Annotated in this window: 16 protein-coding genes, 1 tRNA gene, 1 rRNA gene and 1 riboswitch; of the genes, 11 read left to right on the top strand and 7 right to left on the bottom strand. The window is 73.1% G+C overall.

Going from position 1 to position 26,333, the window contains the following annotated elements:
* Nucleotides 1–81: 81 nt before the first annotated feature.
* The 5 genes from arsM to ACIBK6_RS03760 all read left to right on the top strand — a co-directional run bounded on the left by arsM (nt 82) and on the right by ACIBK6_RS03760 (nt 5,397).
* A complete protein-coding gene (arsM, locus tag ACIBK6_RS03780; RefSeq protein WP_399048500.1) occupies nt 82–837 on the top strand; it encodes an arsenite methyltransferase in 756 nt (251 codons plus the stop codon).
* A 158-nt stretch (nt 838–995) separates the two neighbouring features.
* Nucleotides 996–1,069, top strand: a tRNA-Met gene (locus tag ACIBK6_RS03775).
* Nucleotides 1,070–1,691: 622 nt separating this feature from the next.
* Nucleotides 1,692–2,813 (top strand): PP2C family protein-serine/threonine phosphatase, encoded by a 1,122-nt coding sequence (locus ACIBK6_RS03770; RefSeq protein WP_399048498.1) that lies wholly within the window; start codon nt 1,692–1,694, stop codon nt 2,811–2,813.
* Nucleotides 2,814–3,089: 276 nt separating this feature from the next.
* Nucleotides 3,090–3,228, top strand: a riboswitch (cyclic di-AMP (ydaO/yuaA leader).
* A gap of 11 nt (nt 3,229–3,239) precedes the next feature.
* Nucleotides 3,240–4,310: a M23 family metallopeptidase gene (locus tag ACIBK6_RS03765; RefSeq protein WP_399048496.1), complete on the top strand. Its 1,071-nt coding sequence runs from the start codon at nt 3,240–3,242 to the stop codon at nt 4,308–4,310.
* Between the two features lie 142 nt (nt 4,311–4,452).
* Entirely contained in the window at nt 4,453–5,397 is a 945-nt protein-coding gene (locus tag ACIBK6_RS03760; RefSeq protein WP_399048495.1) for an aldo/keto reductase, read from the top strand.
* Between the two features lie 3 nt (nt 5,398–5,400).
* Here ACIBK6_RS03760 and ACIBK6_RS03755 read toward each other — a convergent pair whose 3' ends face one another.
* The 4 genes from ACIBK6_RS03755 to ACIBK6_RS03740 form a co-directional block, all read right to left on the bottom strand.
* Nucleotides 5,401–6,846 carry a PrsW family intramembrane metalloprotease gene (locus ACIBK6_RS03755; protein WP_399048493.1) on the bottom strand — a complete coding sequence of 482 codons (1,446 nt, stop codon included), beginning with the start codon at nt 6,844–6,846 and terminating at the stop codon, nt 5,401–5,403.
* 65 nt (nt 6,847–6,911) lie between these two features.
* The gene (gene trmB / locus ACIBK6_RS03750; protein WP_399049295.1) at nt 6,912–7,691 is read right to left on the bottom strand and encodes a tRNA (guanosine(46)-N7)-methyltransferase TrmB; all 780 of its coding nucleotides are present in this window, start codon (nt 7,689–7,691) and stop codon (nt 6,912–6,914) included.
* Between the two features lie 152 nt (nt 7,692–7,843).
* Nucleotides 7,844–9,046, bottom strand: coding sequence for an L-2-hydroxyglutarate oxidase (lhgO, locus tag ACIBK6_RS03745; protein ID WP_399048491.1), 1,203 nt, complete (start codon nt 9,044–9,046; stop codon nt 7,844–7,846).
* A 112-nt stretch (nt 9,047–9,158) separates the two neighbouring features.
* A complete protein-coding gene (locus ACIBK6_RS03740) occupies nt 9,159–10,577 on the bottom strand; it encodes an MFS transporter (RefSeq protein ID WP_399048489.1) in 1,419 nt (472 codons plus the stop codon).
* Nucleotides 10,578–11,309: 732 nt separating this feature from the next.
* Here ACIBK6_RS03740 and ACIBK6_RS03735 point away from each other — a divergent pair.
* Both ACIBK6_RS03735 and ACIBK6_RS03730 read left to right on the top strand, forming a co-directional pair.
* Complete coding sequence (locus tag ACIBK6_RS03735; RefSeq protein WP_399048487.1) at nt 11,310–13,454, top strand: asparagine synthase-related protein; 2,145 nt, start codon at nt 11,310–11,312, stop codon at nt 13,452–13,454.
* A 229-nt stretch (nt 13,455–13,683) separates the two neighbouring features.
* Nucleotides 13,684–16,908 (top strand): ATP-binding protein, encoded by a 3,225-nt coding sequence (locus ACIBK6_RS03730; RefSeq protein WP_399048486.1) that lies wholly within the window; start codon nt 13,684–13,686, stop codon nt 16,906–16,908.
* A gap of 13 nt (nt 16,909–16,921) precedes the next feature.
* Here ACIBK6_RS03730 and ACIBK6_RS03725 read toward each other — a convergent pair whose 3' ends face one another.
* Both ACIBK6_RS03725 and ACIBK6_RS03720 read right to left on the bottom strand, forming a co-directional pair.
* A complete protein-coding gene (locus tag ACIBK6_RS03725) occupies nt 16,922–18,898 on the bottom strand; it encodes a sigma-70 family RNA polymerase sigma factor (RefSeq protein WP_399048484.1) in 1,977 nt (658 codons plus the stop codon).
* 222 nt (nt 18,899–19,120) lie between these two features.
* Entirely contained in the window at nt 19,121–19,912 is a 792-nt protein-coding gene (locus tag ACIBK6_RS03720; RefSeq protein WP_399048482.1) for a TetR/AcrR family transcriptional regulator, read from the bottom strand.
* 327 nt (nt 19,913–20,239) lie between these two features.
* Between ACIBK6_RS03720 and ACIBK6_RS03715 the strand changes: the two genes are divergently transcribed.
* Complete coding sequence (locus tag ACIBK6_RS03715; RefSeq protein WP_399048480.1) at nt 20,240–21,610, top strand: NAD(P)/FAD-dependent oxidoreductase; 1,371 nt, start codon at nt 20,240–20,242, stop codon at nt 21,608–21,610.
* 138 nt (nt 21,611–21,748) lie between these two features.
* Nucleotides 21,749–23,392 carry a SpoIIE family protein phosphatase gene (locus ACIBK6_RS03710; RefSeq protein ID WP_399048478.1) on the top strand — a complete coding sequence of 548 codons (1,644 nt, stop codon included), beginning with the start codon at nt 21,749–21,751 and terminating at the stop codon, nt 23,390–23,392.
* A 7-nt stretch (nt 23,393–23,399) separates the two neighbouring features.
* Here ACIBK6_RS03710 and ACIBK6_RS03705 read toward each other — a convergent pair whose 3' ends face one another.
* Nucleotides 23,400–24,680 carry an MFS transporter gene (locus tag ACIBK6_RS03705; protein ID WP_399049294.1) on the bottom strand — a complete coding sequence of 427 codons (1,281 nt, stop codon included), beginning with the start codon at nt 24,678–24,680 and terminating at the stop codon, nt 23,400–23,402.
* A gap of 153 nt (nt 24,681–24,833) precedes the next feature.
* Here ACIBK6_RS03705 and ACIBK6_RS03700 point away from each other — a divergent pair, with 153 nt between their 5' ends.
* Together ACIBK6_RS03700 and ACIBK6_RS03695 are read left to right on the top strand one after the other, a co-directional pair.
* Entirely contained in the window at nt 24,834–25,400 is a 567-nt protein-coding gene (locus ACIBK6_RS03700; protein WP_399048476.1) for a MarR family winged helix-turn-helix transcriptional regulator, read from the top strand.
* Nucleotides 25,401–26,064: 664 nt separating this feature from the next.
* Nucleotides 26,065–26,333, top strand: a 16S ribosomal RNA gene (locus ACIBK6_RS03695); the annotation flags it as partial.

Genomic DNA, 26,333 nt, shown 5'->3' with positions numbered 1-26,333 from the left:
CAGGGCGCAAGGTTGCATCGAGGAACGTCAATGCAGCCCGATCGGGGTCCCGCCAGGCCCTGGCATCGAGGAGTGAAGGCCATGAGCGAGCAGTCCACCGACCTGCGCGAGACCGTCCGGCGCCGGTACGCGTCCGCCGCCGTCCAGGTCACCGAAGGCGGCACCGCCTGTTGCGGACCGGCCGCGATCGAGGTCGACGAGAACTTCGGCCCCACCCGCTACGCCGCCGCCGAGCGCGAGGCGCTGCCCGCCGAGGCCGTCGCCGCCTCCCTAGGCTGCGGCAACCCCACCGCCGTCGCCGACCTGCGCGTTGGCGAGCGGGTCCTGGACCTCGGCTCGGGCGGCGGCATCGACGTCCTGCTCTCCGCGCGCCGGGTCGGCCCCACGGGCAAGGTGTACGGCCTCGACATGACCGAGGAGATGCTCGCCCTGGCGCTCGCCAACCAGAAGAAGGCCGGCGCCACCAACGTCGAGTTCCTCAAGGGCACGATCGAAGCCGTCCCGCTCCCCGCCAACACCATCGACGTCGTCATCTCGAACTGCGTGATCAACTTGTCCACCGACAAGTCCGCCGTCTTCGCCGAGGCCTTCCGCGTCCTGGTCCCCGGCGGCCGGATCGGCGTCTCGGACGTCGTCGCCGACGACACCCTGACCCCCGAGCAGCGGGCCGAGCGCGGCGACTACGTCGGTTGTATCGCCGGTGCGCTCTCCTTCGCCGAGTACCGGCAAGGCCTCGAAGACGCCGGGTTCACGGACATCGGGATCACACCCACGCACGCGGTGGCCGACGGCATGCACTCCGCCATCGTCCGGGCAACCAAACCCGACACACCCTAAGACTTGAGGTCGATCCGGCGAACGGGCTGGGCCGTTGTCCGGGCGATCGTCTCGAAGTCCTGGTCGTAGTGGAGCGGTGGGCGGCGGGCACCTCGGACGCCGTGGGTCGTAAATGGTTCGGAGCACCCCTCCGGATGGCGTACAGTTGTGTTTACCGACGCGGGGTGGAGCAGCTCGGTAGCTCGCTGGGCTCATAACCCAGAGGTCGCAGGTTCAAATCCTGTCCCCGCTACTGAACGAAGAGGACCGGCACTTTCAAGTGCCGGTCCTCTTCGCGTTCCCGGATGCGGCCCGCGAACCCGCCCGTTGCCCGGCGCGCATGAGTGGAGCACGTGGAGTAGCCTCGCGTGCGCCATGAGTGAGTGTGCGGTGGTTCTGCGGAGATGGGTGCGGGCGCGGGACACCGTGCTGCTCGCGCTCCTCCTCTGTGTGGTCGGGCTGAGCGGGTGCGATCGGGTGGGGGAGGCCGGGCTCGTCACGGGGGGTGGTGCGCGGGCTCCCGTGTACGTCGATCCCGGGCACGGGTGCCGGCTGAGTGCCGGCGACTGGGGCGCGCTGCCGTGCGGTGCGGCCGACCAGGCGGCCAACCACCGTCACACCAGGGGGAGTTGCGGCCGGGGTCGGCCGGGGCCGCATCGCTGCCGCCGCCATTGACGGCGGGTTCGGTCCGGCTGCCGCTGATCTTGACGCGTCCCCCGGCGCCGACCCTGCCCTGCGGATCCCGCCGTTCCCTGGCGCCGACTCTGCCCGCGGGATCCCGCCGTCCCCCGCCCCGCCCCGCCCGGCACCGGGACCCGCACCCGCTCGGCCGCTCCGGAGTCGCCGTCGGCGGTCGGGCGGGGCAGGCTGGACGGGTGCGGCAGCGAGCAGAGGGCGAGAGGCGCCTGGTACGGGCGCTCCCCGTACTGCTCATCGTCGTCGGCTTCGTTTTCGACGCCTCGACCCCGCCCGACCTGACCGCCGTCGCCCTGTTCGCGGGCGCCCCGGTGGTCGCCGCCCCGTTCTACTCGGCCCGCGCCACCGCCGTCGTCGCGGCCCTTTCGGTGCTCGCCGTGGTGGGGCTCTGGTTCCTACAGGGCATCCCCAGCCTCGGCGAAGGCGCCAGCGAGCTGTTCACCGTGCTGTTGGTGGGCGGCCTGGCCCTCGTCATCAACCGCATCCTGCGCCGCAGCGGCGAACAGCTCGCGTCGGCCCGCGTCATCGCGGAGACCGCGCAGCGCGCCGTGCTGCCCACGCCTGCGGCCCGCATCGGCGGCCTCCACGTCGCCGCGCGGTACGAGGCGGCGCAGGCGGACGCGTTCATCGGCGGGGACCTGTTCGCCGTGCAGGAGACCCCGCACGGGGTGCGGCTCATCGTCGGTGACGTACGCGGAAAGGGGCTCCAGGCGGTGGAGGCCGTCGCCGTGGTGATCGGGGCGTTCCGGGAGGCCGCCGAGCAGGAGTCCTCGCTGGAGGCGGTGGCCCAGCGCCTGGAGCGGGCGCTGGCCCGCGAGGGCACCCGGCGCGACCGGCTCGACGCGGTCGAGGGGTTCACCACCGCGGTGCTCGCCGAGATCCCCCGCGGCGACGGCACCGTACGCCTGGTCAACCGGGGGCATCCCGAGCCGCTGCTGCTGTACCCGGACGGGTCCGTGGACATGCTCGTCCCGGCCGAGCCCGCGCTGCCGCTCGGCATGGCGGACCTGGGCGTGTGGCCGGACCGGTCCGATGCGCGGCCGTTCCCGGCCGGGGCGACGCTGCTGTTCTACACCGACGGGCTGTCCGAGGCGCGCGACGGGCGGGGCGTCTTCTACGACCCGCGGGCCCGGCTGCGCGGCGCGGTCTTCCCCGGCCCGGAGGCGGTCCTGGACGCGCTCGTGGACGACGTACGGCGCTACACCGGCGGCGGCGCGAACGACGACATGGCGCTGCTCGCGGTGGCCCGGCCCACCGAGGGGCAGCCCGACCGCCGCCGCACCGTCAGGATCGTGAAATGAGCCCGGCCGGAGCCTGCCACGGAGGCCGTCCCGGATCCTGTCACCGTGGGTGCCCGAAAGGTGTCCCTCCGCATAACATTTGACACACCGTCAGGAAACGCTGTGAACGCGAGTCGCGCTGAATCGCCGTCAACTCGTCCGGTTTGACCCGGCTGTGGCCGCTAAGTCCAGGCCAAGACCGTTAACGATCAGTGGGAACGGCTTGGAATCCGGACCGGGTGTCTATTAACGTTCGATAACGCAGCGCGGTCGGCCCAGCCGCCGCAACGGCGGCACCGCGCGCACGCGCCGAATCCCGAAAGGGAACCGGGGAACCACCAACTTGGGGTGAATCAGGCGCCTTTACGGGTGCCTGTAGGAGACCTTCCTGCTCCGAACCCGTCAGCTAACCCGGTAGGCGAGAAGGAAGGAAAGGAGCGCGCCCTCGTGGCGTCCAACGAGCCTGCCCTCGACACCCCCATACCTCTCGATTCCCGGTACGGCGACGTGCCCGGCGACAGCGAGAGCTGGGAGGAGTGGGACCCGACCGCGGAGTCCGTACGTCCGGTACGCGGCCGGCACCGGGTGGCCAAACAGCGCGGCGGACTCGCCCGCAGCTCCACCGTGCTGGGCGTCGGCGTCATCGCCGCGGTCGGCGCGGGCGGCATGGCCACCGCGCAGCCCAAGCCGCCGGTCTCCATCTCGCTGCCCGACTCCCTCACCCAGAACCTGCCGGACCTCGGGTCGCTGCCCGGCGTCGGCGAGCTGGTCTCGCACAACGCCCCGGACACCCCGAAGAGCGAGGCCGCACAGGCCGACCAGAAGATCGCAGCCTCCCCGCTGACCATGACCGGCCTCTCCACCGCCGAGGCCGAGCAGGGCGCCACCGACGCCGGTGAGGCGCTGCGCGCCCGCATCCTCCAGCAGGCCGAGCAGCAGAAGGCGAGCGCCGTCGCCGAGGCGAAGGCGGCCGCGCAGAAGGCCGCCGCCGAAAAGGCCGCGGCCGAGGCCAAAGCCAAGCAGGACGCGGCGACGGCCAAGGCCGCGGCCGAGAAGAAGGCGGCCGAGGAGGCCGCGGCGAAGAAGGCGGAGGAGGAGCGGCTGGCCAAGCTGGCCGCGAGCTACTCGCTGCCGGTCGGCTCGTACACGATCACCTCCACGTTCGGCGAAGCCGGCTCGATGTGGTCCTCGGGCCACCACACCGGCCTGGACTTCGCGGCCCCCACGGGCACGCCGCTCAAGGCGATCCACTCCGCGACGGTCAAGTCGGCGGGGTGGGCCGGTGCGTACGGCTACCGCACGGTGCTCACCCTCGACGACGGCAGCGAGCTCTGGTTCTGCCACCAGTCGTCCATCGCGGTCAGCGCGGGGCAGAAGGTGGCGACGGGGGACGTCATCGGGCGGATCGGCGCGACCGGCAACGTCACCGGGCCGCACCTCCACCTGGAGGTCCACACCCCGGACGGCACCGGCATCGACCCCATGACCTGGCTCCAGTCCAAGGGGCTCAACCCCTGATCGATCCGAACGGGTCCGGAGTCGTCCATGGGGCTCGACCGCTGATCGATCCGAACGTGTCCGGAATCAATCGTCCATGCGGCTCGACCCCTGATCCGAACGGATGCGGAATAGCGCCCGGCGCACGGGAGTTGATCACCACATGACCTCTCTCCGTGCGCTCGGCGGCTCCGATCTGTCCGTCTTCCCGCTCTCCCTCGGCGGCAACGTCTTCGGCTGGACGGCCGACCAGGACCAGTCGTTCGCCGTCCTCGACGCCTACACCTCGGGCGGCGGCAACTTCATCGACACCGCCGACGCCTACTCCCAGTGGGCCCCCGGCAACTCCGGCGGCGAATCCGAGACGATCATCGGGAAGTGGCTGGCCGCCCGCGGCAACCGGGCCGATGTCGTCGTCGCCACCAAGGTCGGCGCCCACCTCCAGCACAAGGGGCTGGCCGCGAACACCATCAAGACCGCCGCCGAGGAGTCGCTGCGCCGCCTCGGCACCGACTACATCGACCTGTACTACACGCACTACGACGACCCCACCGTGCCCGTCGAGGAGATCATCACCGCCCTCGACCAGCTGGTCCAGGACGGCAAGGTCCGCGCGATCGCCGCCTCCAACATCACCCCGGAGCGGCTCCAGGAGTCCCTGGACTTCTCCGACCGCGAGGGCCTCGCCAAGTACGTGGCGCTCCAGCCGCACTACAACCTGGTCTCCCGCGACACCTACGAGGGCGCCCTCCAGGAGACCGCGTCCCGCGCGGGCCTGGCCGCCGTCCCCTATTACTCGCTCGCCTCCGGCTTCCTCACCGGCAAGTACCGGCCGGGCCAGACCGTGGACAGCCGACGCGCCGAGGGCGCGGGCAAGCACCTGGAGACCGAGCGGGGCCGCAAGGTGCTCGGCGCGCTCGACCGGATCGCCCAGGAGCGCGGCGCCGAGATCGCCACGGTCGCGCTGGCCTGGCTGGCCGCCCGGCCCACCGTCGCCGCCCCCATCGCCTCGGCCCGTACGGTCGAGCAGCTGCCGGCGCTGCTCGCCGTCGCCGACCTGGAACTCACCGACGCCGAGGTCTCCGAGCTGACGGCCGCCTCGGCATAGGCCTCAGCGTAGGTAGGGGTTGTACTGCGCCGGGCCCGGCAGCGGGCCCGGCTGACCGTACGGCGCGTACTGCGCGTGCTGGGTATAGGGGTGCGGCGGGGCGAACTGCGGGGGCAGCCAGATCCGGCCCGTCGCCTGCGCCGCGTACAGCAGCGCCGGGGCTGCGACCGGCTTGCGCTCCCACAGATGGTGGAGGAGCTCCTGCTCGCGGGCCGCGAAGTCGGGGTCCGGGCCGGTCGCGCCCGCGCTCCGGTAGGCCCGGTGCCGCAGGAAGGCGAGCGAGGTCGCGAACGCCTCGTACTCGGCGACCGCCCGCGCCGCGGGCTTCCCGCCGAAGCTGTGGTGGGCGAAGTCCCGCGCGGTGGCGCGGGCCCGCATCGAGGACAGGGCGAGCGGCTCCACTGGCCCGAGCCAGCCGGCCGCCGCGTACGCGGGCAGCTCGGCGGCGACCGTACGCAACTCCCGCTGCCGGCTCCAGATCGCGAGCCAGGTGAGCAGCCCGAACACCGGCACCATGAAGGCCCCGTACACGATGTAGAAGCCGTACACCCCGAACAGCGTCGAGCTGTTCCACAGGGCGTGCATGCCCATCGCGAGCACCAGACCGAACAGCGGGAACGCGATGCGGCGCAGCCGCTTTGCCGGCGGCGAGAGCGCGGCCGCGCCGAAGCCGATGCCGGTCAGCACGGTGAACAGGGGATGCGCGAACGGCGACATGACGACCCGGACGAAGAAGGTCGCAGCCGTGGTCGAGGCAAGGCCAGCGCTGTGACTTGCCTGGTCCTCGCCGAAGGCGTTGCCCAGGTAGAGGATGTTCTCGGTGAAGGCGAAGCCCGTCGCGGTGAAACCGGCGAAGACCACGCCGTCGACAATGCCCGTGAAGTCGCGTCGGCGGAACAGGAACAGCAGCAGTACGGCCACCGCCTTCGCGCTCTCCTCGACAACCGGGGCTATCACGCCGGCGCCCAGGTGATCGGCCGAGGAAGGGTCGGCGGTGGCCGTGGCTATCCAGCGCGTCGCGAACGAGTTGGCGATGATCGCCACCAGCGCGGCGGCGCAGGCGCCCCACGCCAGGGCGAAGAGCAGGTTGCGCCAGGGGCCCGGGTCCACCCGGTCCAGCCAGCGGAACGCGGCCCCGAGCAGCGGCACCGGCAGCACCGCGAGCCCGAGCCCGACCAGGAAACCCTCGGTGCCGGTCTGTGCCCGTACGAGCGCGAGGATGACCAGACCGCACAGCGCGAGCAGGGTGATCAGCGCGCCCGCGCGGACCGCTTTGGAGCGCCAGAAGTCGCGGCGCGGCCGGTAGCGCCACTTCGCCCGGTCGGGCGGCACGGCCTCGAACCGCGGCTCGTCCGCGCACGCCGGAACCGGCCGGCCAGGACAGGCCGGGCCGGCCTGCTGGGGCGGCTGCCCGGGGTGCGGGCGATGCGGAAGCGGCTCGAAGGACACCAGACGACCCTAACGAGGGTCACTGACAATGCGCGACGGTGTCCGCACTACCCGCACTACCCGCACTACCCGCTGTGCCCGACCCGGCGGAAGAGGAGGTCGTGCACGACGTGGCCCTTGTCGAGGCCCTGCCCCTCGAACCGGGTCAGCGGCCGGAACGCGGGCCGGGGCGCGTAGCCGCCGCCCGCCACCGTGTTCTCGAAGTCGGGGTGCGCGGTCAGCACTTCGAGCATCTGCTCGGCGTACTCCTCCCAGTCCGTCGCGCAGTGCAGTACGGCGCCGGGCTTCATCCGCGTCGCGGCGAGCGAGAGGAACTCGGGCTGGATCAGGCGGCGCTTGTGGTGGCGCTTCTTGGGCCAGGGGTCCGGGAAGTACACACGGAGCCCGTCCAGGGCGTCCGGCTCCAGCATTTCGCGCAGCAGGATGATCGCGTCGCCGTTGGCCACCCGGATGTTGCTCAGACCGGCCCGCTCGGCGAGGCCGAGGAGGTTGCCCTGGCCGGGGGTGTGCACGTCCACCGCGAGGATGCCGGTCGACGGGTCCTCCGCGCCCATCTGCGCGGTGGCCTCGCCCATGCCGAAGCCGATCTCCAGGACGACGGGAAGGCCGTCGAACATCTCGGCCGGATCGATCTTCCGCAGCCCGTCGATGTCGAAGCCCCAGACCGGCCACAGCCGCTCCAGGTACTCGCCCTGGCCGGTGGTCACCCGGCTGCGGCGGGGCTGGAAGCTGCGGATGCGGCGTTCGTGGTGCGAGCCCGCCGGGTCGGCGGCGGGGCCGCCGGGGAAGCGGGGCGCCTTGTCGCGCGGCAGGACTTGGCGGGCGGGGTCTACTGGGGTGCGGATTGGCTCAGACACAGTGCCGTCAATTCTACGACCCTGCTGTCGGCGGGGCCCGGCCCCGGACCCCGGGCTGCCCCGGTGGGGCGGGGTGCTTCCGCGGCTGATCGGTTGGGTGCGGGTTGTGGGTGGCTGGTCGCGCAGTTCCCTGCGCCCCTTTAATGCGCGCCCAGGGTTGCGAGGACCCGGTCCGCGACCTCCCTCCCGATCGGCAGCGATGCCGTCGCCGCCGGGGACGGGGCGTTCAGGACGTGGACCGTGCGCGGGGTCTCGCGGATCAGGAAGTCGTCCACCAGCGTGCCGTCGCGCAGCACCGCCTGGGCTCGCACGCCCGCCGGGGCGGTGCGCAGGTCGGTCTCCTCGACGGCGGGGAGCAGTCGGCGCACCGCTTCGGTGAAGGCGCGCTTGGAGAGCGAGCGGTGCAGTTCGCCCGCGCCGTACCGCCAGTGTCTGCGGGCTATGTGCCAGGTGCCGGGCCAGGCGAGGGTGCCGGCCAGCTCGCCGGGGCGCACCGTCCGCCAGTCGTAGCCCTCGCGGGCCGCGGCCGGCACGGCGTTGGGGCCGACGTGGACCGAGCCGTCGACGCCCCGGGTGAGGTGGACGCCGAGGAACGGGAAGGCGGGGTCGGGCACCGGGTAGACCAGGCCCTTGACCAGACCGGGCCGGGCCAGCTCGTAGTACTCGCCGCGGAACGGCACGATCCGCACGCCCGGCTCGTCGCCCGCGAGCCGGGCCACCCGGTCGCAGTGCAGGCCCGCGCAGTTCACCAGGGCCCGGGCGCGCAGCACCGTGCCGTCGGCGGTGCGCACCGCGACGCCCTGCGCGGGGCGCCGCGCGATGCGTACGACCTCCGCGCCGTACCGCACCTCGGCGCCGGAAAGCTCCGCGAGGCGGGCCGCCACCGCCCGGTAGTCGCACACCCCCGTCGTGCCGACGTGGATCGCCGCGAGGCCGCGGACCTCCGGCTCGTACTCCGCTATCTGCGCCGGGCCGAGCTCGCGCACCGGGATGCCGTGCTCACGGCCGCGCTGGACCAGGGCGTGCAGCCGCGGCAGCTCGGCGCGCTCGGTCGCCACGATCAGCTTGCCGGTCACCTCGTGCGCGATGCCGTGCCGCGCGCAGAACTCCACCATCTCGGCCGCGCCCCGCACCGCGAAGCGCGCCTTCAGCGAGCCCGGCCGGTAATAGATGCCGCTGTGGATGACTCCGCTGTTGCGCCCGGTCTGGTGCCGGGCGGGGCCGCTCTCCTTCTCCAGGACGACCACCCGTGTCCCGGGCGCGGCCCGGCTCAGGGCGTAGGCCGTCGACAGGCCGACGATTCCGCCGCCGACCACCAGCACATCGCAGTCGTACGTCGTCACCCACACACCTCCCGCCCCGGCCGCGTCTTTCCCGGAGGACCGCCCCGGATCCCCTCCTCCACATACTGCACTGACCCACTGACAATCCCGGTAAACGCCCAGTGGAAGTGATCTACGCCGGAGCCACCAGAAGCGGCCGCGCCCGCTCCCGCAGTTCGGCGACCCGCGGCTCGTCCCCGTACGGCTCCAGGCGGTGCAGCAGATCGCGTACGTACTCCGTGGTGCGGGCCGAGGAGATGCGGCCCGCCACCTCCACCGCCCGGGTGCCCGCCGCGCACGCGGCGTCCAGGTTCCCCGACTCCAGCTCGGCCACCGCGCTCACCACCAGACGCAGCCCGTGCGAGCGGACGAACTCCTCGGTGGGCCGCGACAGCGCCTGCTCGGTGAAGCGGCGCACCTGCCGGGGCGCCTTCAGGTCGCGGTAGCACTCCGCGGCGTCCGCCGCGAAGCGGTCGTAGGAGTAGAAGCCGAGCCAGGACGGGTCGCAGTCGCCCTCCCGCGAGCGCTCCAGCCAGGACTCGGCGGCCTTCAGCGCGGCCTCGGCCGGGTGCCCGTCGCCCGCCTTGGCGTGGGCGCGCGCCTCCACCAGGCGGAAGAAGGACATGGTGCGGGCGGTGGCGAGCCCGCGGTTGCGTTCGACGGCGGCCTGCGCGAGGTCGACGCCCTCGTCGGCGAAGCCGCGGTAGGTGGCCTGGAGCGACATCGAGGCCAGGACGTAGCCGCCGAGCGGGACGTCGGCCGCCGCGCGCGCCAGGCGCAGCGCCTGGATGTAGTAGCGCTGGGCGGCTTCCTGCTGGCCGGTGTCGAAGGCCATCCACCCGGCGAGCCTGGTCAGTTCGGCGGTCGCGCCGAACAGTCCGCGCCCCACCTCGTCGCTGTACGAGCCGAGCAGCAGCGGGGCTGCGTCGACGCGTAAGCATTCGGGGACCATGGACGAACGCCAGTCGCCCCCGCCGTACTTGGAGTCCCATCTGCGCGCGTCCTCGGCCGCCTCGCGCAGCTTGGCGACATCGCTGTGGCCGACTTTCAGCGGTGGCAGATCGCCGGGTTCGGCACTGCGGGCCACCGAGGAGTCGGCGGGGGTTATGAGCCAGCGGGAGGCGGGTGTCGCATAGGCGCTGACCGCGAAGGAACCGGCGAGGGACTGCCAGATGCCGCCGCTGCCGGCCCGCCGCCCGGCCAGATCCAGCCGGTACAGGTCGGTCGCCGAGCGCACCGCCTCCGACACGTCGCGCGGGAAGGCGAGCCCGACCTCGGGGGCCGGGTCCGCGTCCGCGAGGCCGATTTCGTGCAGCGGGACGGGCCGGCCCAGCTTGGCGCCGATCGCCGCCGCGATCAGATGGGGCGCGGCGCCCTGGGGCACCATGCCCTTGGAGACCCACCGGGCCACGGAGGTCTTGTCGTAGCGAAGGGTCAGACCGCGCTGCGCGCCGAGGTCGTTGACCCGTCGCGCGAGGCCCGCGTTGCTGATTCCCGCGAGGGCGAGAACGGTGCCGAGCTTCTCGTTCGGCCCGCGTTGCTCCCTGGACATGAGCCACCCCTCGACACAGACGGCGTTCCCCGGGTGGTGTGGTGTCCGGTTCGTCGGCCGCAAAAGCATGTGGCCGAGCCCCCGGGAATATGCCACCCGTGGAGAACAGCAGTAAACACAGCGTAGTTCGCCGCATCCCGACCGTTAAGAGGCGGTCTTCCGTATGGCGAGATTGCTTTCCGTACGGACGACTGCCGACACCTGTCGTCGCGAAGTGGTCGCGGTCGCCGTTGCGCCGGGGGTGCGGCGGGCCGGCCGCCGTCGCGCTCCCGCCGTGTGGCCGTGCGCCCGGCCGTGCGCTCTCGCCGGTCCGCCGGGGGAGCGCTTCCATGTGTGGTGCGTGGGTCGGCCCGCTGTACTGGATCCAGTGGGCTGGGGGAAGCCGCCGCCTCAATCCCCGCGGGCGGCGGACCGGTCCGGGAGGCGGACAGCGTCTCCCGGACTGTGTTTTCGGTGTCCCCCGAGCCGGTGGTGGTGAAGCTTCAGCCGCCCGAGAATGGCTGAATATCGACCGTCGCCCGGAGGCTCAGGGGGGCCTCCGTGATCGCGCGGGCGCTGTCCCGTACGCCCCCGGAACGACGCCAATCGGCCATCGGCCGGGGCGAATTCACTTGTTGCGCGCGATACCCGGGGTCCCTCCCGGGCGCCGTTGTCGTGGCAGCATGGGGTCCCGGACCCTTCGGTCCGTGCTGAATGTTGTCCACGAGTTGTCCACAGCCTGTGGAGGCGGCGATGCGGTGGTTGGTGGGGTGGAGCAGCGTCGCCGCAAGTTTCCGCGCGGGCTCCTCCTTCGATACGGCCTCCTTCGGTACGGCCGGCTCCAGTACGGCCGGCTCCGTCGGCGAGCCCGAGGAGGGCCGCACCGTCCACCCCGTCGGCGCCCAGCTCCTGTGGGGCGACCCCGATCCGCTGTGGGCGGTGGGCGACTGGCGCCCCGACGAGATCCGGGTGGTCAGTGTCGGCGCCGACACCCGCCTCGCCGTACTCGGCTGCTGCGCCGCCACCGACGAGGAGCTCAGGGTCGGCCTGTTCGCCGCGCGCGGCGGCGCACTGCGCCACCTCTCCGCCTGGCCGGGCAGCTACACGGCCATCGCCCAAGTGGCCCGCCGCGTCACGGTCGTCGGCGATCTCGCGGGCGCCCGGCCCGTCTTCTACACCCCCTGGGCGGGCGGAACCGCCTACGGAACGGCGGCACTTCCGCTCGCCGACCTCATCGAGGCCCAGCTCGACATCGGCCACCTCGCCGCCCTGCTCGCCTGCCCCGACGTGCCGGAGGCGCTCGGCGACTCGACCCCCTACGCGGGGGTCCGGCGCATCCCGCCCGGCCACGCGCTCGTCCTGCGCGAGGGCTCGCGCGAGATCACCGGGTACGAGCCGGTCGCCTCCCTCGCGGTGGCCGCGCCCCAGCGGGAGACCGCCGCCGCGGTGGACGGCGTGCGCGACGCCCTGGTGTCGGCGGTACGGGCCAGACTCACCGCGCCGCGGCACGCCCCCGAGACCCTGCCGCCCGACCCCGGCCCGGTCCCCGGCATGGGCCCCGCCGAGCGGCGCGCCGCCCGCGGGGGCCCGGCCCCCGGCATCGGGTCCGACCTCTCCGGCGGCCCCGCCTCCGCCACCCTCGCCCTGCTCGCCGCCGGACTCCCGGGCGTACCCGGCACCGTCCTCGGCCACGGCACCGGAGCGGGCGAGCGCCTGCTCGCCGTCACCTTCAACGACCTCGCCGTGCCCGGCGCGGGCCGCCAGGCCGAACTGGAACGGGCCGGCGCGATGGCCGCCAACCCGCGCCTGCACCACGTCGTCGTCACCGGGTCCGAAGAGTCGCTGCCCTACGCCGAGTTGGAGGGTCCGCTCACCGACGAGCCCGGTCCCTCGCTGATCGCCGCCGCCCGCCACCGGCGCCGCCTCCTGGCGGGCAGCGCCGACCACTTCACCGGCAGCGGCGCCCGCCAGGTCCTGGACGCCCATCCGGCGCGCCTGGCCGACCTCCTGATGGATCGTCAGCGCCGCCATCTGCTCCGCCCGGCCACCGCCCTGGCGAAGGCGGGCGGCCCCTCGGCGAACTCCCTCTTCGTCCCGCTCACCGTCTACCGCGCCGCCCGGCGCCTGGCCCGTACGCCCTACCGCACCGGCATCGAATCGGCCGCCGACGCGCTGCGCGAGCCCCAGTTCGACGATCCAGGAAGCCCGCTCTCGATCTCGCTTGCCGCCCTGTCCTGGACCCGCCCGGGTCCGGCGGCCCGCTGGCTCACCGGGGAAGCACTCGCCGAAGTATCGGTTCGCCTGATGGCCTCGGCGACCCGCCCGGCCCCCTCGCAGCGCCCCGGCGAAGCCCGCGCCGGAGCGGCCCTCGCCCGCTACGCCGCCGACCACCGCATCCTCGAACAGGCTGCCGAGGTACGCAGTCAGCGCCTGCACGCGCCCTTCCTCGACAACCAGGTCGTCCGCGCCTGCCGCGCCCTGCCCGAATCCCTGCGGGTCCAGCCGGGCGCCCGCGCCACGATCCTGCGCACGGTGCTCTCGGCGTCCGGCGTACGAGACCTGCCGCCCGGCTGGGGCGCCCCCTCGCACGCCCCCTCGGCGGCCGCCGCCCGAGCGGGCCTGCGGCTGGCCGCCGACCCGCTGGTCTCCCTCTTCGAAGCCCCGCTGCTCGCGGACGCGGGCCTGATCGAGGCCCGCACCGTACGCAAGGCGGTGCGCGCGGCGGCGGCGGGCGAGCCCCTCCCGCTGGACGGCCTGGCCGACCTGATCTCCACGGAACTCTGGCTCCGCCGCCTCCTCTCCCGCCGGGGCACCTGCTGGACGGGTACGGCCGCGCCGCGGCAGCGGGCGGTGGCGGGCGGAGTGGCGCCACCGAGGCGCCCGACGCTGCGCTCCTGACGCGAGGGCCCGCGTGCCACCGGCGGACGGCCGCCAAGGGGGCGGCACCCACCCACTGGTGGCCAGGCCTGTGCATGGGCAGAACGGGCGGGCGGGAAACGTCTGCCCGCCGCAGGCGGGTGTCGTCCCACCGGCGGGCGGGACCCGGCGGCGGCACCGCGCACGGGTGAAGCCCGGCCTCGGGGGAGGGCCCGCCCCTCAACTCCGCCCCGCACGACACAATGGCCTCGTGCGGTACCTGATCCTGGGCGTCACGGAGGCGCGAGACGACACCGGCACCGCCATCCCCCTCGGCGGTCCCCGCGTGCGCGCCCTGCTGGCCGCCCTCGCCCTGCACCCCACCCGCCCCGTGCCCGTACCCACGCTGATCGACGACGTATGGGCGGACGATCCGCCCAAGGACGCGCCCGCCGCGCTGCAGGCCCTCGTCGGCCGGCTCCGCCGCGCCCTCGGCAAGGAGGCCGTCGAGTCCGGCCCGGCGGGCTACCGGCTGGCCGCGGCGCCGCACGAGATCGACCTGTACGCATTCGAGGAGCGGGCGGCCGAGGGCGCCGCCCAGCTCGCCGCGGGCGACCCCCAGACCGCCGCCCGCACCCTGCGCGCCGCCCTCGCGCTGTGGCGCGGCCCCGCCCTCGCGGACCTCCCCGAACGCGACGCCGCGGTACGCCCCGAGGCCCAGCGCCGGGCCGCGCTGCGCGACCGCGTCGAGGCCGACATCCAGCGCGGCGCCACCGGCGGGCTGCTCCCCGAGCTGACCGAACTGCTCGCCTCGCACCCGTACGACGAAACCCTGCACGCCCAGTTGATCCGCACGCTGCGGGCCGAGGGCCGCCGGGCCGATGCCCTCGCCGCGTACGAGAAGACCCGCCGCACCCTGGCCGAGTCCCTCGGCACCGACCCCGGGCCCGAACTGGCCTCCCTGCACGCCGAGTTGCTGGAAGAGCCCGCCGCGCCCGCATCGCCGCTCGCAGGCAACATCCGCCCCCGCCTGACCTCGTTCGTGGGCCGCGAGCCCGAACTGGCCGCGATCCGCGCGGAGTTGCGCGGATCCCGCCTGGTCACCCTGACCGGCCCGGGCGGCACGGGGAAGACCCGGCTTGCGGAACAGGTGGCGTCGGGGGCGTTCGCGACGACCCCGGGCGCCCCCGCGAAGGCCCGCCCGGCAGCCGCCTCCGCCTGGCTCGTGGAGCTCGCCCCGCTGGACCACCCCGAGGCCGTCCCCGGCGCCGTGGTCTCCGCGCTCGGGCTGCGCGAGACGGCCCTGCTGGGGCGGGAGGGTCAGCAGGCCGCCCCCGGCGACCCGACCGCCCGCCTCATCGAGGACCTCTCGCGGCGCCCGGGCACCCTGCTCGTCCTGGACAACTGCGAGCACGTCATCGACGCCGCCGCCCACCTCGCCGAGACGCTGCTCACCCACTGCCCGGACCTCCGCGTCCTGGCCACCAGCCGCGAACCCCTCGGCGTTCCCGGCGAGGCGGTCCGCCCGGTCGAGCCGCTGCCGCCCGCCCCGGCCCACCGCCTCTTCGCCGAACGCGCCCGCGCCGTGCGCCCCGACTTCGACCCCGGCGCAGACCCCGAGGCCGTCGCCGAGATCTGCCGGCGCCTCGACGGACTGCCCCTCGCCATCGAACTGGCCGCCGCTCGGCTGCGTCTGCTGACCCCGCGTCAGATCGCCGACCGCCTGGACGACCGCTTCCGCCTCCTCACCAGCGGGAGCCGTACCGTACTGCCCCGTCAGCAGACCCTGCGGGCCGTCGTGGACTGGTCCTGGGACCTGCTCGACGAACCCGAACGCGCGGTCCTGCGCCGCGCCTCCGTCTTCGCGGGCGGCTGGGACCTCGCCGCCGCCCAGGCGGTCTGCGCCGGCCCCGACGACCTCGCGGCCCTGGTCGACAAGTCCCTGGTCATCGCGGTCCCCGCGGACGACGGCAGCGGCATGCGCTTCCGCATGCTGGAGACGATCCACGAGTACGCCGCCGAACGGGCCGCCGAGACCCCCGAGGTGCTGCGCGAGGCGGCCGACGCCCACACGGCGTACTACCGCGAACTGGTCCGCCGCGCCGAGCCCCACATCCGCTCGCGCGAGCAACTCCCGTGGATCCGCCGCCTGGAGACGGACCTGGACAACATCCGGGCCGCGCTGCGCCGCGCGACCACCGGGCCCGCCGCCGACGAGCCCGCCGCCACCGAACTCGCCCTGGCCATGGGCTGGTTCTGGTGGCTGCGCAACTACCGGGCCGAAGGCGCCGCCTGGGCCGGGGCCATCGCCGCGCTCTCGCCGACCCCCTCCGACGAGCACGGCCCCGGCCACTGGCCCCGGCTCCGCCTCGATCTGCTCCGCTACTTCCTGCTCGCCGACACCGTCGACATCGAAGAGCTCACCGCTCCGGCCGCGCAGGAGCGGCTCGGACAGCTCGGGGAGGTATTCGGGGCGGGCGGGCCGGAGGCGGCCCGCTTTCCGGGGCTGCTCTGGCCGTTCACGTCCTTCCACACCGCGACCCCCGCCGGGGTGCGCAAGTCGATCGACGCCGCTGTCGCCAACTGCCGAAAGTACGGCGAGGACTGGGCGACCGGTGTGGCGCTGCTGTTCCGCGCCCACCTCACCGTCGACAGCCCCGGCGGCTTCGACGGCATCGACGCCGACCTGGCCGAACTGCGCGAACTCGGCCGCCGCGTCGGCGACCGCTGGTTGCGCGCCCAGGTCGCCGGCGCCACCGGCGAGGCCGCGATGATGCGCGGCCGGCCCGAGCAGGCGCGCCCCGCGTACGAGGAGGCGCTGCAGCTCGCCCGCGAGCTGGGCGCCCACCACGAGACCCCGTTCCTCACCGCCCGCTCCGGCGAAATCGCCTACCGGACGGGCGATGTGGAGTCCGCCGAGAAGGCACTCGCCGAAGCGGAGGCGGAGGCGGAGCGCTACCGCGCGCCCGACGCCGTGCCGTACGTCCACTCGCTGCTCGCCACCATCGCCCTGGACCGGGGCGACACCGCCGCCGCGCGCGCCCTGAGCGACCGGGCCCGCGGCGGTGTCCGGGCCGGCTCGGCCCCCGCGCACTTCACCGCGGTGCTCGACGCCCTGAACGCCCGGGTCACCGCCGCCGAGTCCGGCCCCGCGGCGGGCCTGCGGGGCCTGGCCGATGCCCTGCGCGCGGCGGTCGGCGCCGAGTGCCCGGAAGCGGTCCTCGCCTACCTCGCCGAGTGCGCGGCCCAGTTCATCGGCGACCTCGGCGAGCACGCCCGCGCCGTACGGGTGCTGGCCGCGGCGACCGCCTGGCGGGCCCAAATACCCCGTTCCGTACCGGAGTTGGCGATCGAGGAGTCCGTCACGGCACGAGCCCGCCAGGCGCTCACCCCCGAGACGTACGAGGCCGAGCACACCGGGGGCGCCGCACTCACGCCCGCGCAGGTCCCACCCGTACTGGACGCCGTGACCGCACGGGCGGCCTCACGTCCCTGACCGGCGGCTCCCGTCACTGGCAGCTGATCTCCGACTGGGCCCAGTCGGCCAGTGCCGCCCCGCCGAACGCGCCCTGCGGTTCCACGACGAGCCGGATCGTCCGGCGGCCCGTGAGGTCGGCGTGCACCGGCACCGCCGGGTCGCCGCCGCGCAGCACCGGCGACTGCCACAGCCTGGCCCCGTCCCCGTACACCGAGAACCGCACGGTCCCGAGCCCCATCGTCAGATGGTCCAGGCCCGCGAAGGCGTCGTACGTACGGCACTGGCGGTTCAGGTCGATGGTCACCGAGGACCGGCCGTGCACGGTCACCCCGTGCGGATACCTCTTGTCGCCGATCCGCATGCCCGAGCGCTGCCACAGCCAGCTCGACTCGCCGAGCCGCACCTCGGGCTTGGTGCCGTCACCGAAGGCCCCGTACTGCAGGCGGTTCACCTGGTACACGGTCGCGGCGGGCGGCGGGGGAGGCGGCGGCGTCGGCTCGGGCGGCGTCGGGCGGGGTGGGGTCGGCTTGGGAGGGGCCGGCTTCGGCGGCGCGGGCCGGGGCGACGGCTTGTGCACCGGCTTGGGCGGCGGTGTGGGCGCCGGCGCGGGCGGGGCGGGCGGCTCGGGCGTGGGCGGCGGCTTGTGCGGTACGACCGGAACCACCGTGGGCGGCTTCGCGTCGGGCTTCGGCGGCGCCGCGTGGTTGCCGGTCAGCGCGAACACGACACCCGCCGCCACCGCGACGGCGACCGCCGCCGCGATACCGGCCTTGGCCGGGGCGCCGAGCCCCTCGGCGGCGGCACCCCCCGCCGTACTGCCGGACGAACCGCCGCCCGTCGCGGCCGCCGCGCCCGCGGCCCCGGCGGCACCGCCCGCCACCACTCCGGCGGCCTTGAGCGAGAACCCGGCGGCGAACCAGCCGATGACCGCGACCGGAAGCAGCGCCGGAATCCCGGCGTTGACGTCTTTGAGCTCGACGACCGCCAACCGGCACTTCGCGCACTCCTCCAGATGCTTGCTGAGCCCGCGCTCGGCCCGCATCCGCAGCCCGCCCCGTGCGTACGCGCCGAGCCGGTCGGCATAGTGCGCGCAGTCCCCGCCGGAGGTCAGCGCGGTCGACACATGCGCCTGGAGGTACGCCTGCTTGAGGCCCTCCCGGGCCCGGCTGGCCAGCACCGCCGTGGCGTTGGCGGTGAGTCCGAACAGCGGCGCGATCTCGCTCGGCGACTCCTCCTCGACGGTGGTGTGCCACAGCACCGCCTGCCAGCGCTCCGGCAGCGAGCGGAACGCCTGCATGGCCAGCGTCTGCTCGGCCTCGTGCATGGCCCGCACATCCGCGCCGAGGTCGACGGTGTCGTCGTCGGACACCTCCGATGAGCGCGCGGCCTCCTGCGCGAAGACCGCGAAGTCGTCCACCAGCTGCTCGCGCCTGGCGGTCCGCGTCCAGGAGGCCGCGACCCGGCGCACGGTCGTCATCAGATAGGCGCGCACGGCCTGTTCGGGCCCGGCCCCGCCGCGCACCGCCTGGAGCGTGCGCGCGAAGACCTCCGCCGTCAGGTCCTCGGCGGTGTGCGCGTCCCGGCAGCAGCTGCGGGCGTAGCGCCGCACCGCGTTCGAGTGGCGCCGGAAGAGCTCTTCGTACGCACCGTCGTCGCCGGCCCGCATCGCATGGATCAGATCGGCGTCGGACTTCCCGAGCTCCGCGATCTCGATCAGCGCACCCTCGCGCAACCCGCCCTCGCGCTGTGGCGGCACGCTCGTGCCCGGGTCCCCGATGCCGTCCATGGGCCCCCAGGGCCCCGGCAGCACCGTCCCGCCGAGCCCGGCGTCGCCGCCGGGACCGGAAGCGGATTCTCCGGAACTCGGCCCGGGAACGGGCGCGGGCCCGCCCGCCGAACCGCTCGGTCCGCCCTGGCTCGGCACCTGCGGGGACGGCGGCGAGCCGTCCGGCCCACCGGATTCCGGACCGCCGCCTGAGCGCGACTCGTCCCGCTCTTCAACGCCCATAGCGGAAGCTCCCGTAAGCACGCCCAGACCCGACCACCGGGCAAGCGTGCCACAGAGCGCAAGCGGAGCCGAGTCTCAGGCCCGGCAACCACTCATCCGGGGAGACTTACCGCACCCGAGCACTAGCCATCACCCTTTCGGGGAAGTCCCGAAGGCTCGGCCGCTCTGGTCGCCGCGCCCAACTGCCGTATTACGTACGGCAGTTGGCGCGGCGGTCAAGGCTCAGGACGGGCGGGAGCGGAGCCCCTCCAACAGGATGTCGAGGAGCCGCGCCGACGCGGCGGCCTGCTGGGCGGCATCCGGCAGTGAGGGCGCCGCCGTGGCTATCACGAGGAGCACATCGGCGACGGTCACATCGCCGCGCAGCTCGCCGGCCGCCCGCGCCCGGTCCACCAACTGGCCGACCACTTCCAGCAGTTCGGCCGCGCCCGCGTCGTCGAGCCCCTGCTCCGGAGACGTCCGCGGCTCGATCACCCGGCCCCAGCCCGGCCCCTGCTCGGCAGCCGGTCCGGCCGAGCCGACCTGACGCTGCTGCGGCACCCGCACCTCGTCAACGCCGTCCCGTACGGCCTCGGGCTCCTCGGCGTCCACCCCGACCCGCAGCACCTGCGGCGGAAGCAGCCGGCCCGCGCCCGAGGCCACCGACGTGCGCAGGAACCGGGAGAGCGCCGACCAGGGCTCCTCCTCCTGGCCGAGCGCCGTACGCGCCTGGTCGGTCAGCCGGGAGGTCTCCTCCTCGGCTATCCGGCGCACCAGCACGTCCTTGCTGGGGAACCGCCGGTAGACGGTGCCCACGCCGACCCTGGCCCGGCGGGCCACGTCCTCCATCGGCGCCCCGTAACCGAGCTCGCCGAACACCTCGCGGGCGGCACGCAGTACGTGCTCAAGATTGCGCTGGGCGTCCACCCGCAGCGGCGCGGAACGCGATCCGCCCGCGCTCAGGCCGGTGGCCACCCGGCCGTTGCCGTCGGACGATGCGACGGCGGTCTGCCAATGAGAGTCCTGAATGTGCATTTATCCCCCGGTAATTACGTCTCCCCCCGGAGACTCCCCGCCCTGACAGCCGGAGACCGGTCCCTGACCCGACACTCCGACGAGATACGAACATAGTTGAGCCGGAGTCAATTCAGAAGGGGTTCTTCCGCACGGTGTGCCCCCCGATCGGACCAAGGACCGAAACCTGACGGAATCGGACCCCGCACATCACGTGTCACCCACCCCCTGACCTGCACATTTCTCACCCCGGAGAGGAGAATGCGCCAGCCGCCGCAGCAGCGCCTTCCAGTCACACAATTTGTCGGGCCTGTGGACAAAGCCCGGGGCCCGTTGCGTCATGGGGTAGTGACAGAACCTGCGCGCATTCTCGTGGTCGGCGGCGGATACGTCGGGATGTACACAGCGCTGCGCCTGCAACGGAAGCTGAAAGCCGGGCTGAAGAGCGGCGCCGTCGAGATCACCGTGGTCACGCCCGAGCCGTACATGACGTACCAGCCGTTCCTGCCCGAGGCGGCGGCCGGAAACATCTCCCCGCGCCATGTCGTGGTCCCGCTGCGCCGGGTCCTGGACAAGTGCCGGATCGTCATCGGCTCGGCCGACCGGATCGACCACGCCCAGCGCACCGCCACCGTCACCACCCTCGCCTCGCCCGAGGACGGCACCGGCGCCGTCCGGCTCACGTACGACGAACTCGTCATCGCGCCCGGTTCGGTCTCCCGCACCCTCCCGGTCCCGGGACTCGCCGACTACGCCATCGGCTTCAAGACCGTCGAGGAGGCCATCGGCCTGCGCAACCACGTCATCGAGCAGATGGACATCGCCTCCTCGACGCGCGACCCCGCCATCCGCGACGCCGCCCTCACCTTCGTCTTCGTCGGCGGCGGCTACGCGGGCGTCGAGGCGCTCGCCGAGCTGGAGGACATGGCCCGCTACACCGCGCGGTACTACCACAACGTCAAGCCCGCGGACCTGAAGTGGATCCTCGTCGAGGCCAGCGACAAGATCCTGCCCGAAGTCGGCGCGGAGATGGGCCGGTACGCCATCCGCGAGCTGCGCGCCCGCAACATCGACGTACGCCTGGAGACCCGGCTCGACACGTGCGAGAACCGGGTCGCCGTCCTCAGCGACGGCTCCCGCTTCCCCACCCGCACCGTCGTGTGGACCGCCGGCGTCAAGCCCGCCCCGATCCTCGCTGCCACCGACCTGCCGCGCAACGAGCGCGGCCGGCTCGTGTGCACCGCCGACCTGCGGGTCGAGGGCGTCGCCCACGCCTGGGCGGCCGGCGACGCCGCCGCCGTCCCCGACCTCACGTCGCAAGAGAAGGGCAAGGAGTGCGCGCCCAACGCCCAGCACGCCGTACGCCAGGCGAAGGTGCTCGCCGGGAACATCGCCGCGGCCCTGGCCGGCACCCCGCTCAAGGAGTACCGCCACACGTACGCGGGCTCGGTCGCCTCCCTCGGCCTCCACAAGGGCGTCGCCCACGTCTACGGCCGCAAACTCAAAGGCTACCCGGCCTGGTTCATGCACCGCGCCTACCACCTGAGCCGCGTCCCGACCTTCAACCGCAAGGCCCGCGTCCTGGCCGAATGGGCGCTCGCCGGGCTCTTCAAACGCGAGATCGTCTCGCTCGGCTCGCTGGAACACCCGCGCGCCGAATTCGAGATCGCGGCCGGCGGCGGCCCGCCCGCCAAGGGCCCCGCCCCCCAGGAGAACTGACGGTTGTCAGTGCGGTCGGTCACACTGGACGTGTGACCATAGGTGGACCCACACCTGCACAGAGTGATCCGCGACCAGCAGCACCGCACCAGCACCGGCAGCACAGCACCCGCAGCAACACACGAGGCTTGGAACACCGTGAACTTCACGCGTTGGAGCGCCCGGCTCCCCGGTACGCAGCGCCGCTCCGCAGCACGGACCGACCGCGCCGACCGGGGCTCCGTGCCCGCGGCCCGCGGTGAGTCGGGGCCGCAGCCGCAGCCCTGGCCGGACGATGCGGCCCAGCCACCCGTCCTGGACGACCTCTCCGTGCGCGACGTCCTGGGCCAGCTCCCCGCCCTGGTCGCCCTGCTCCACGGCCCCGAGCACCGCATCGCGTACGTCAACGACGCCTACGCCGCGGCCTTCGGCACCCGCCCGCTCGGCGCCCCCGCCGCCAAGGTCTCGCCCGAGCTCGCCGAGCTCGGCCTGCTCCCGCTGATGGACCAGGTGCTGCGCAGCGGCAAGCCCCGTACGGTCAAGTCCCGCAAGACCCAGGGCGCCGGCTCGTACACGGTGACCTGCACCCCGGTGGAGATCCCGGGCCGGAGCGAGGGCGGCGTGCTCGTCTTCGCCGCCGACGTCACCGACCACGCCGAAGCCGCCGAACGGCTGCGCGCCAGCGAACGGCGCCACCGCGAAACCGCCGTCACCCTCCAACGCTCCCTGCTCCCACAGGAGTTGGAGCAGCCCGACGACCTGCGGGTGGCCTGCACGTACCAGCCCGGCGGCACGGACGCGGCGGTCGGCGGCGACTGGTACGACGTGATCACCCTCGGCGCCGGCCGCACCGCCCTGGTCATCGGCGACGTGATGGGCCGCGGCGTGCGCGCGGCCGCCGTGATGGGCCAGCTGCGCACCGCGGTCCGGGCGTACGCCCGCCTCGACCTGCCGCCGCACGAGGTGCTCCAGCTCCTGGACGGCCTGGCAGCCGAGATCGACGCCAGCCAGATCGCCACCTGCGTCTACGCCGTGCACGACCCCAACGAAGGCCGCCTGGTGTACGCGTCCGCGGGCCACCTGCCGGTTCTCGTACGCCATGAGGACGGCACCGTCCACCGCGCCGAGGACCCGACGGGCCCCCCGCTCGGCACCGGCGGCTGGCTGCACACCTCCGGCACCATCGCCCTGCCGCCCGGCGCGACCGCCGTCCTCTATACGGACGGCCTGGTCGAGCGCAGGGGAGAGGACATCGACGAGGGCATGGCCGCGCTGGAGCGGGCGCTGTCCGGGGCGGCCGGCACCCCGCAAGTGGTGTGCGACCGCCTGATCCGCTCGCTGGGCGTCACCGCCGAACACGACGACGACGTGGCGGTCCTGGTCTGCCAGCACCCCGCCCGCACCGGCCCCGCCGCCGAGCTCTTCCACAACGCGGCGCTCGACCTGCTCGGCGGCATCGAAGCCGCCCCGCGCGCCCGCGCCTTCGCCTCCGGCGTCCTCGCCTCCTGGCGCTTCCCGGTCGAACTGCGCGACCTGGGCGTCCTGGCCACCAGCGAGCTCGTCGCCAACTCCCTTCAGCACGGCACCCCGCCGATGCGCCTCAGACTGCGCCGCACCGACCGGCGCCTGATCATCGAGGTGACGGACGGCGACGACCACCTGCCGCGCCGCCGCCGCGCCGACCCCGGAGACGAAGCAGGACGAGGCATCTCGATCGTCGCGACGATCGCCTCGTCCTGGGGTTCGCGCCGCACACCGGGCGGCGGAAAAGCGGTGTGGTGCGAGTTCGCCCTGCCGGGCTAGGCACCTTTCAGGCAGGCACCTGCTCCGCTTCGGGCTTGTGCACGGCCACCACGCGCGAGCCCGCCGCGCGCAACGGATGGTCCTGCGCGGGCGTCAGGTTCTTGCCGAGCCGCAGCGCGAGCACGGTGATGCCGAGCGAGAAGAGCACGAACGTCACGATGTACGGGCCGTGCAGCGCGGCCCCCATCGGCCCGCCCACCGCCGGACCGACCGCCAGCGCCAACTGCTTGACCAGCGCGAACGCCGAGTTGTACTGCCCGACCATCGACTCCGGGGCGAGGTCGGCGACCAGCGGCGCCACGGTCGGCGACAGCATCGCCTCGCCGAGCCCGAAGAGCGCGTACGTCGAGACGAAGGCGGCGGTCGCCATCGCCTGGCTGCCGTGCCCGAGCCCGGCGTAACCGGCCGCGATCCACGCCACGGCCCAGATGAGACCGACCGACGCGATGACGCGGCTGCGGCGCCGGCGCTCGACAAACCTCAGCACCAGGAACTGCGCGACCACGATGACGGCCGTGTTGGCGGCCAGCGCGATCCCGAGCGTGGCCGGCTGCACCCCGGCGGCCTCGGTGCCGTACGCCGCGAGACCCGACTCGAACTGCCCGTAGCAGGCGAAGAACAGCACGAACCCGAGCACGCACAGCTGCACCATCGCCCGGTGCCCCAGGATCGCCCGGATCCCGCCGCCGGAGCCCTGCTCACCCTTGGGACGCGCGTCCGAGAGGACCGCCGAGTGCGGCATCTTCACGGAGGCGGCGATCCCGGCGAGCACCAGGAACATCACCGCTTCGATGGAGAAGAGCAGCGTGAAGCTGGAGGGGTGGCTCTTGTCCACGATCTGGCCGCCGATGAGACCGCCGATGCCGAGACCGAGGTTCTGCAGGAAGAACTGCATGGCGAAGGCGCGGGTGCGGGTCGTGGTGCCGGAGCACCAGACGATCATCGTGGCAAGTGCGGGCTGCATCACGGCGGTGCCCGCGCCGAGCAGCGCGGCCGAGGCCACCGCCGCGGGCACGCCGGCGGCGAAGCCCATGCTCAGCGCACCGAGGGAGGCGAGCACCGCGGCGCCCACAAGCACCGGCAGCGGCCCGCGCCGGTCGATGACGCGGCCGGTGAACGGCAGCACGACGAGCGCGGCCATGGCGAAGACGGCGAGCACGACACCGGCCGTCGTCGCACCCAGATCCCGCACCTGAGCCACGTACACATAGAGGTACGGAACGGTGAACCCGAGTCCAAACGCGCTCAGCGCGTTACCTGCCTGGATCCGGCGCATCGCTGCACCCATCGCCTTGGTCACACTCACCACCTTGAGGTCTGGAAGCTTGGAGGACTTGAACCTGAAGGGCTCAGCTCTGAAGACTTCAACACTAAAATTAGATCCTTAACAATACACACTCAAGGACTTAGATGCCAACGCACCCCGTGCCATACTCGCGACATGCCTGAGACCACCGAGCCCACGGAGCCCGACGGCCCCCAGGAGCCGACCCTCGACGAGCAGATCGCCGCGTACCAGCGGGAGTACCGGGACCTCGACCCCCAGGTGGAAAAGGTCGTCTCGGCCCTGGGCCGCCTGAACCGCCGGATGAACGTGGCGTACGGCCGCCAGGTCGCCGCCCTCGGCATCAGCAACGCCGAGTGGGAGGTCCTCAAGACCCTGCTCCTGGCGGGGGAGCCCTACCGCCTGGGCCCCGGCGAACTCGCCAAGCGCCTCGGCCTCACCCCGGCCGCCATGACCCACCGCATCGACCGCATGGCCGGCGAGGGCCTGGTCACCCGCGACCGCGACGAGAACAACCGGGTCCGCGTCATCGTGGAGCTGACCGACGAGGGCCGTACGAAGTGGCTCGAAGCCATGCGGATGGCCAGCGACTTCGAGGAGGACCTCCTCCAGGACCTCTCCCCCGAGGAGCGCGGCCTCCTCGGCGGACTGCTGATCCGCCTGCTCCGCCGGGTGGAACACGCACAGCCGGACGCGGGCGGACGCCTCACCGACCTGGACTGAGGACCTCCGGGCCCGAGTTGACACGGCCCTCCCCGATCCGTAAGGTTCTTCGAGTTGTCGCGGAGCCGGTACGGTTCTGCAACAACCGTCCGCCGCAGATTCTGCGGCAACCCAACTCAGCACGATCCCCGACCGGGGCTTTTTTCGGCTTGCCGAAAATAATTCGATCGGGCCCGAAACCTCGATTACGAGTAACCGGGAAAGTCCGCTAGAGTTCGGGAGTCCGAACGGCCCAACAGCCGGGAAGACAAGCCGACTTGGCCCCGGGAGACCGGGAATCAGGCCCGAAAGGATCTGATAGAGTCGGAGCCGCCGGAAAGGGAAACCCGAGAGGGAGAACCCGAAAGGCGCCGAGGAAGTCGGACACGAAAGAGTCTGATAGAGTCGGGAACACGAAATACCGAAGGGAAGCGCCCGGAGGAAAGCCCGAGAGGGTGAGTACGAAGGAAGCGTCCGTTCCTTGAGAACTCAACAGCGTGCCAAAAGTCAACGCCAGATTGACAACCCCGTCCACTTCGGTGGATCGAGGTTCCTTTGAAAAGTCCTGTTCCGCCCTGGTGGCTGGGCAGGCAATTTACACAGCGAGGACGCTGTGGACGACCGGCCTTATTCCGGTCTGGTCGTCCCGCTCTTTCGTGTGTGTGCACCCGATTACGGGTAAACATTCATGGAGAGTTTGATCCTGGCTCAGGACGAACGCTGGCGGCGTGCTTAACACATGCAAGTCGAACGATGAAGCCCTTCGGGGTGGATTAGTGGCGAACGGGTGAGTAACACGTGGGCAATCTGCCCTTCACTCTGGGACAAGCCCTGGAAACGGGGTCTAATACCGGATAACACTTCCTGCCGCATGGCGGGGGGTTAAAAGCTCCGGCGGTGAAGGATGAGCCCGCGGCCTATCAGCTTGTTGGTGGGGTGATGGCCTACCAAGGC

This window comes from Streptomyces sp. NPDC050485 (assembly GCF_044458185.1).
Lineage (GTDB): Bacteria > Actinomycetota > Actinomycetes > Streptomycetales > Streptomycetaceae > Streptomyces.
This window is presented reverse-complemented; position numbering and strand designations above follow the sequence as displayed.

What these genes read in the sequence shown, in the direction of transcription:
- ACIBK6_RS03760 (WP_399048495.1), top strand. Translation starts at nt 4,453, where the DNA reads ATGACCTCTCTCCGTGCGCTCGGCGGCTCCGATCTGTCCGTCTTCCCG.
- ACIBK6_RS03725 (WP_399048484.1), bottom strand. Translation starts at nt 18,898, where the DNA reads ATGGGCGTTGAAGAGCGGGACGAGTCGCGCTCAGGCGGCGGTCCGGAA.
- ACIBK6_RS03720 (WP_399048482.1), bottom strand. Translation starts at nt 19,912, where the DNA reads ATGCACATTCAGGACTCTCATTGGCAGACCGCCGTCGCATCGTCCGAC.
- ACIBK6_RS03705 (WP_399049294.1), bottom strand. Translation starts at nt 24,680, where the DNA reads ATGGGTGCAGCGATGCGCCGGATCCAGGCAGGTAACGCGCTGAGCGCG.
- ACIBK6_RS03700 (WP_399048476.1), top strand. Translation starts at nt 24,834, where the DNA reads ATGCCTGAGACCACCGAGCCCACGGAGCCCGACGGCCCCCAGGAGCCG.
- ACIBK6_RS03735 (WP_399048487.1), top strand. Translation starts at nt 11,310, where the DNA reads ATGCGGTGGTTGGTGGGGTGGAGCAGCGTCGCCGCAAGTTTCCGCGCG.
- ACIBK6_RS03740 (WP_399048489.1), bottom strand. Translation starts at nt 10,577, where the DNA reads ATGTCCAGGGAGCAACGCGGGCCGAACGAGAAGCTCGGCACCGTTCTC.
- arsM (WP_399048500.1), top strand. Translation starts at nt 82, where the DNA reads ATGAGCGAGCAGTCCACCGACCTGCGCGAGACCGTCCGGCGCCGGTAC.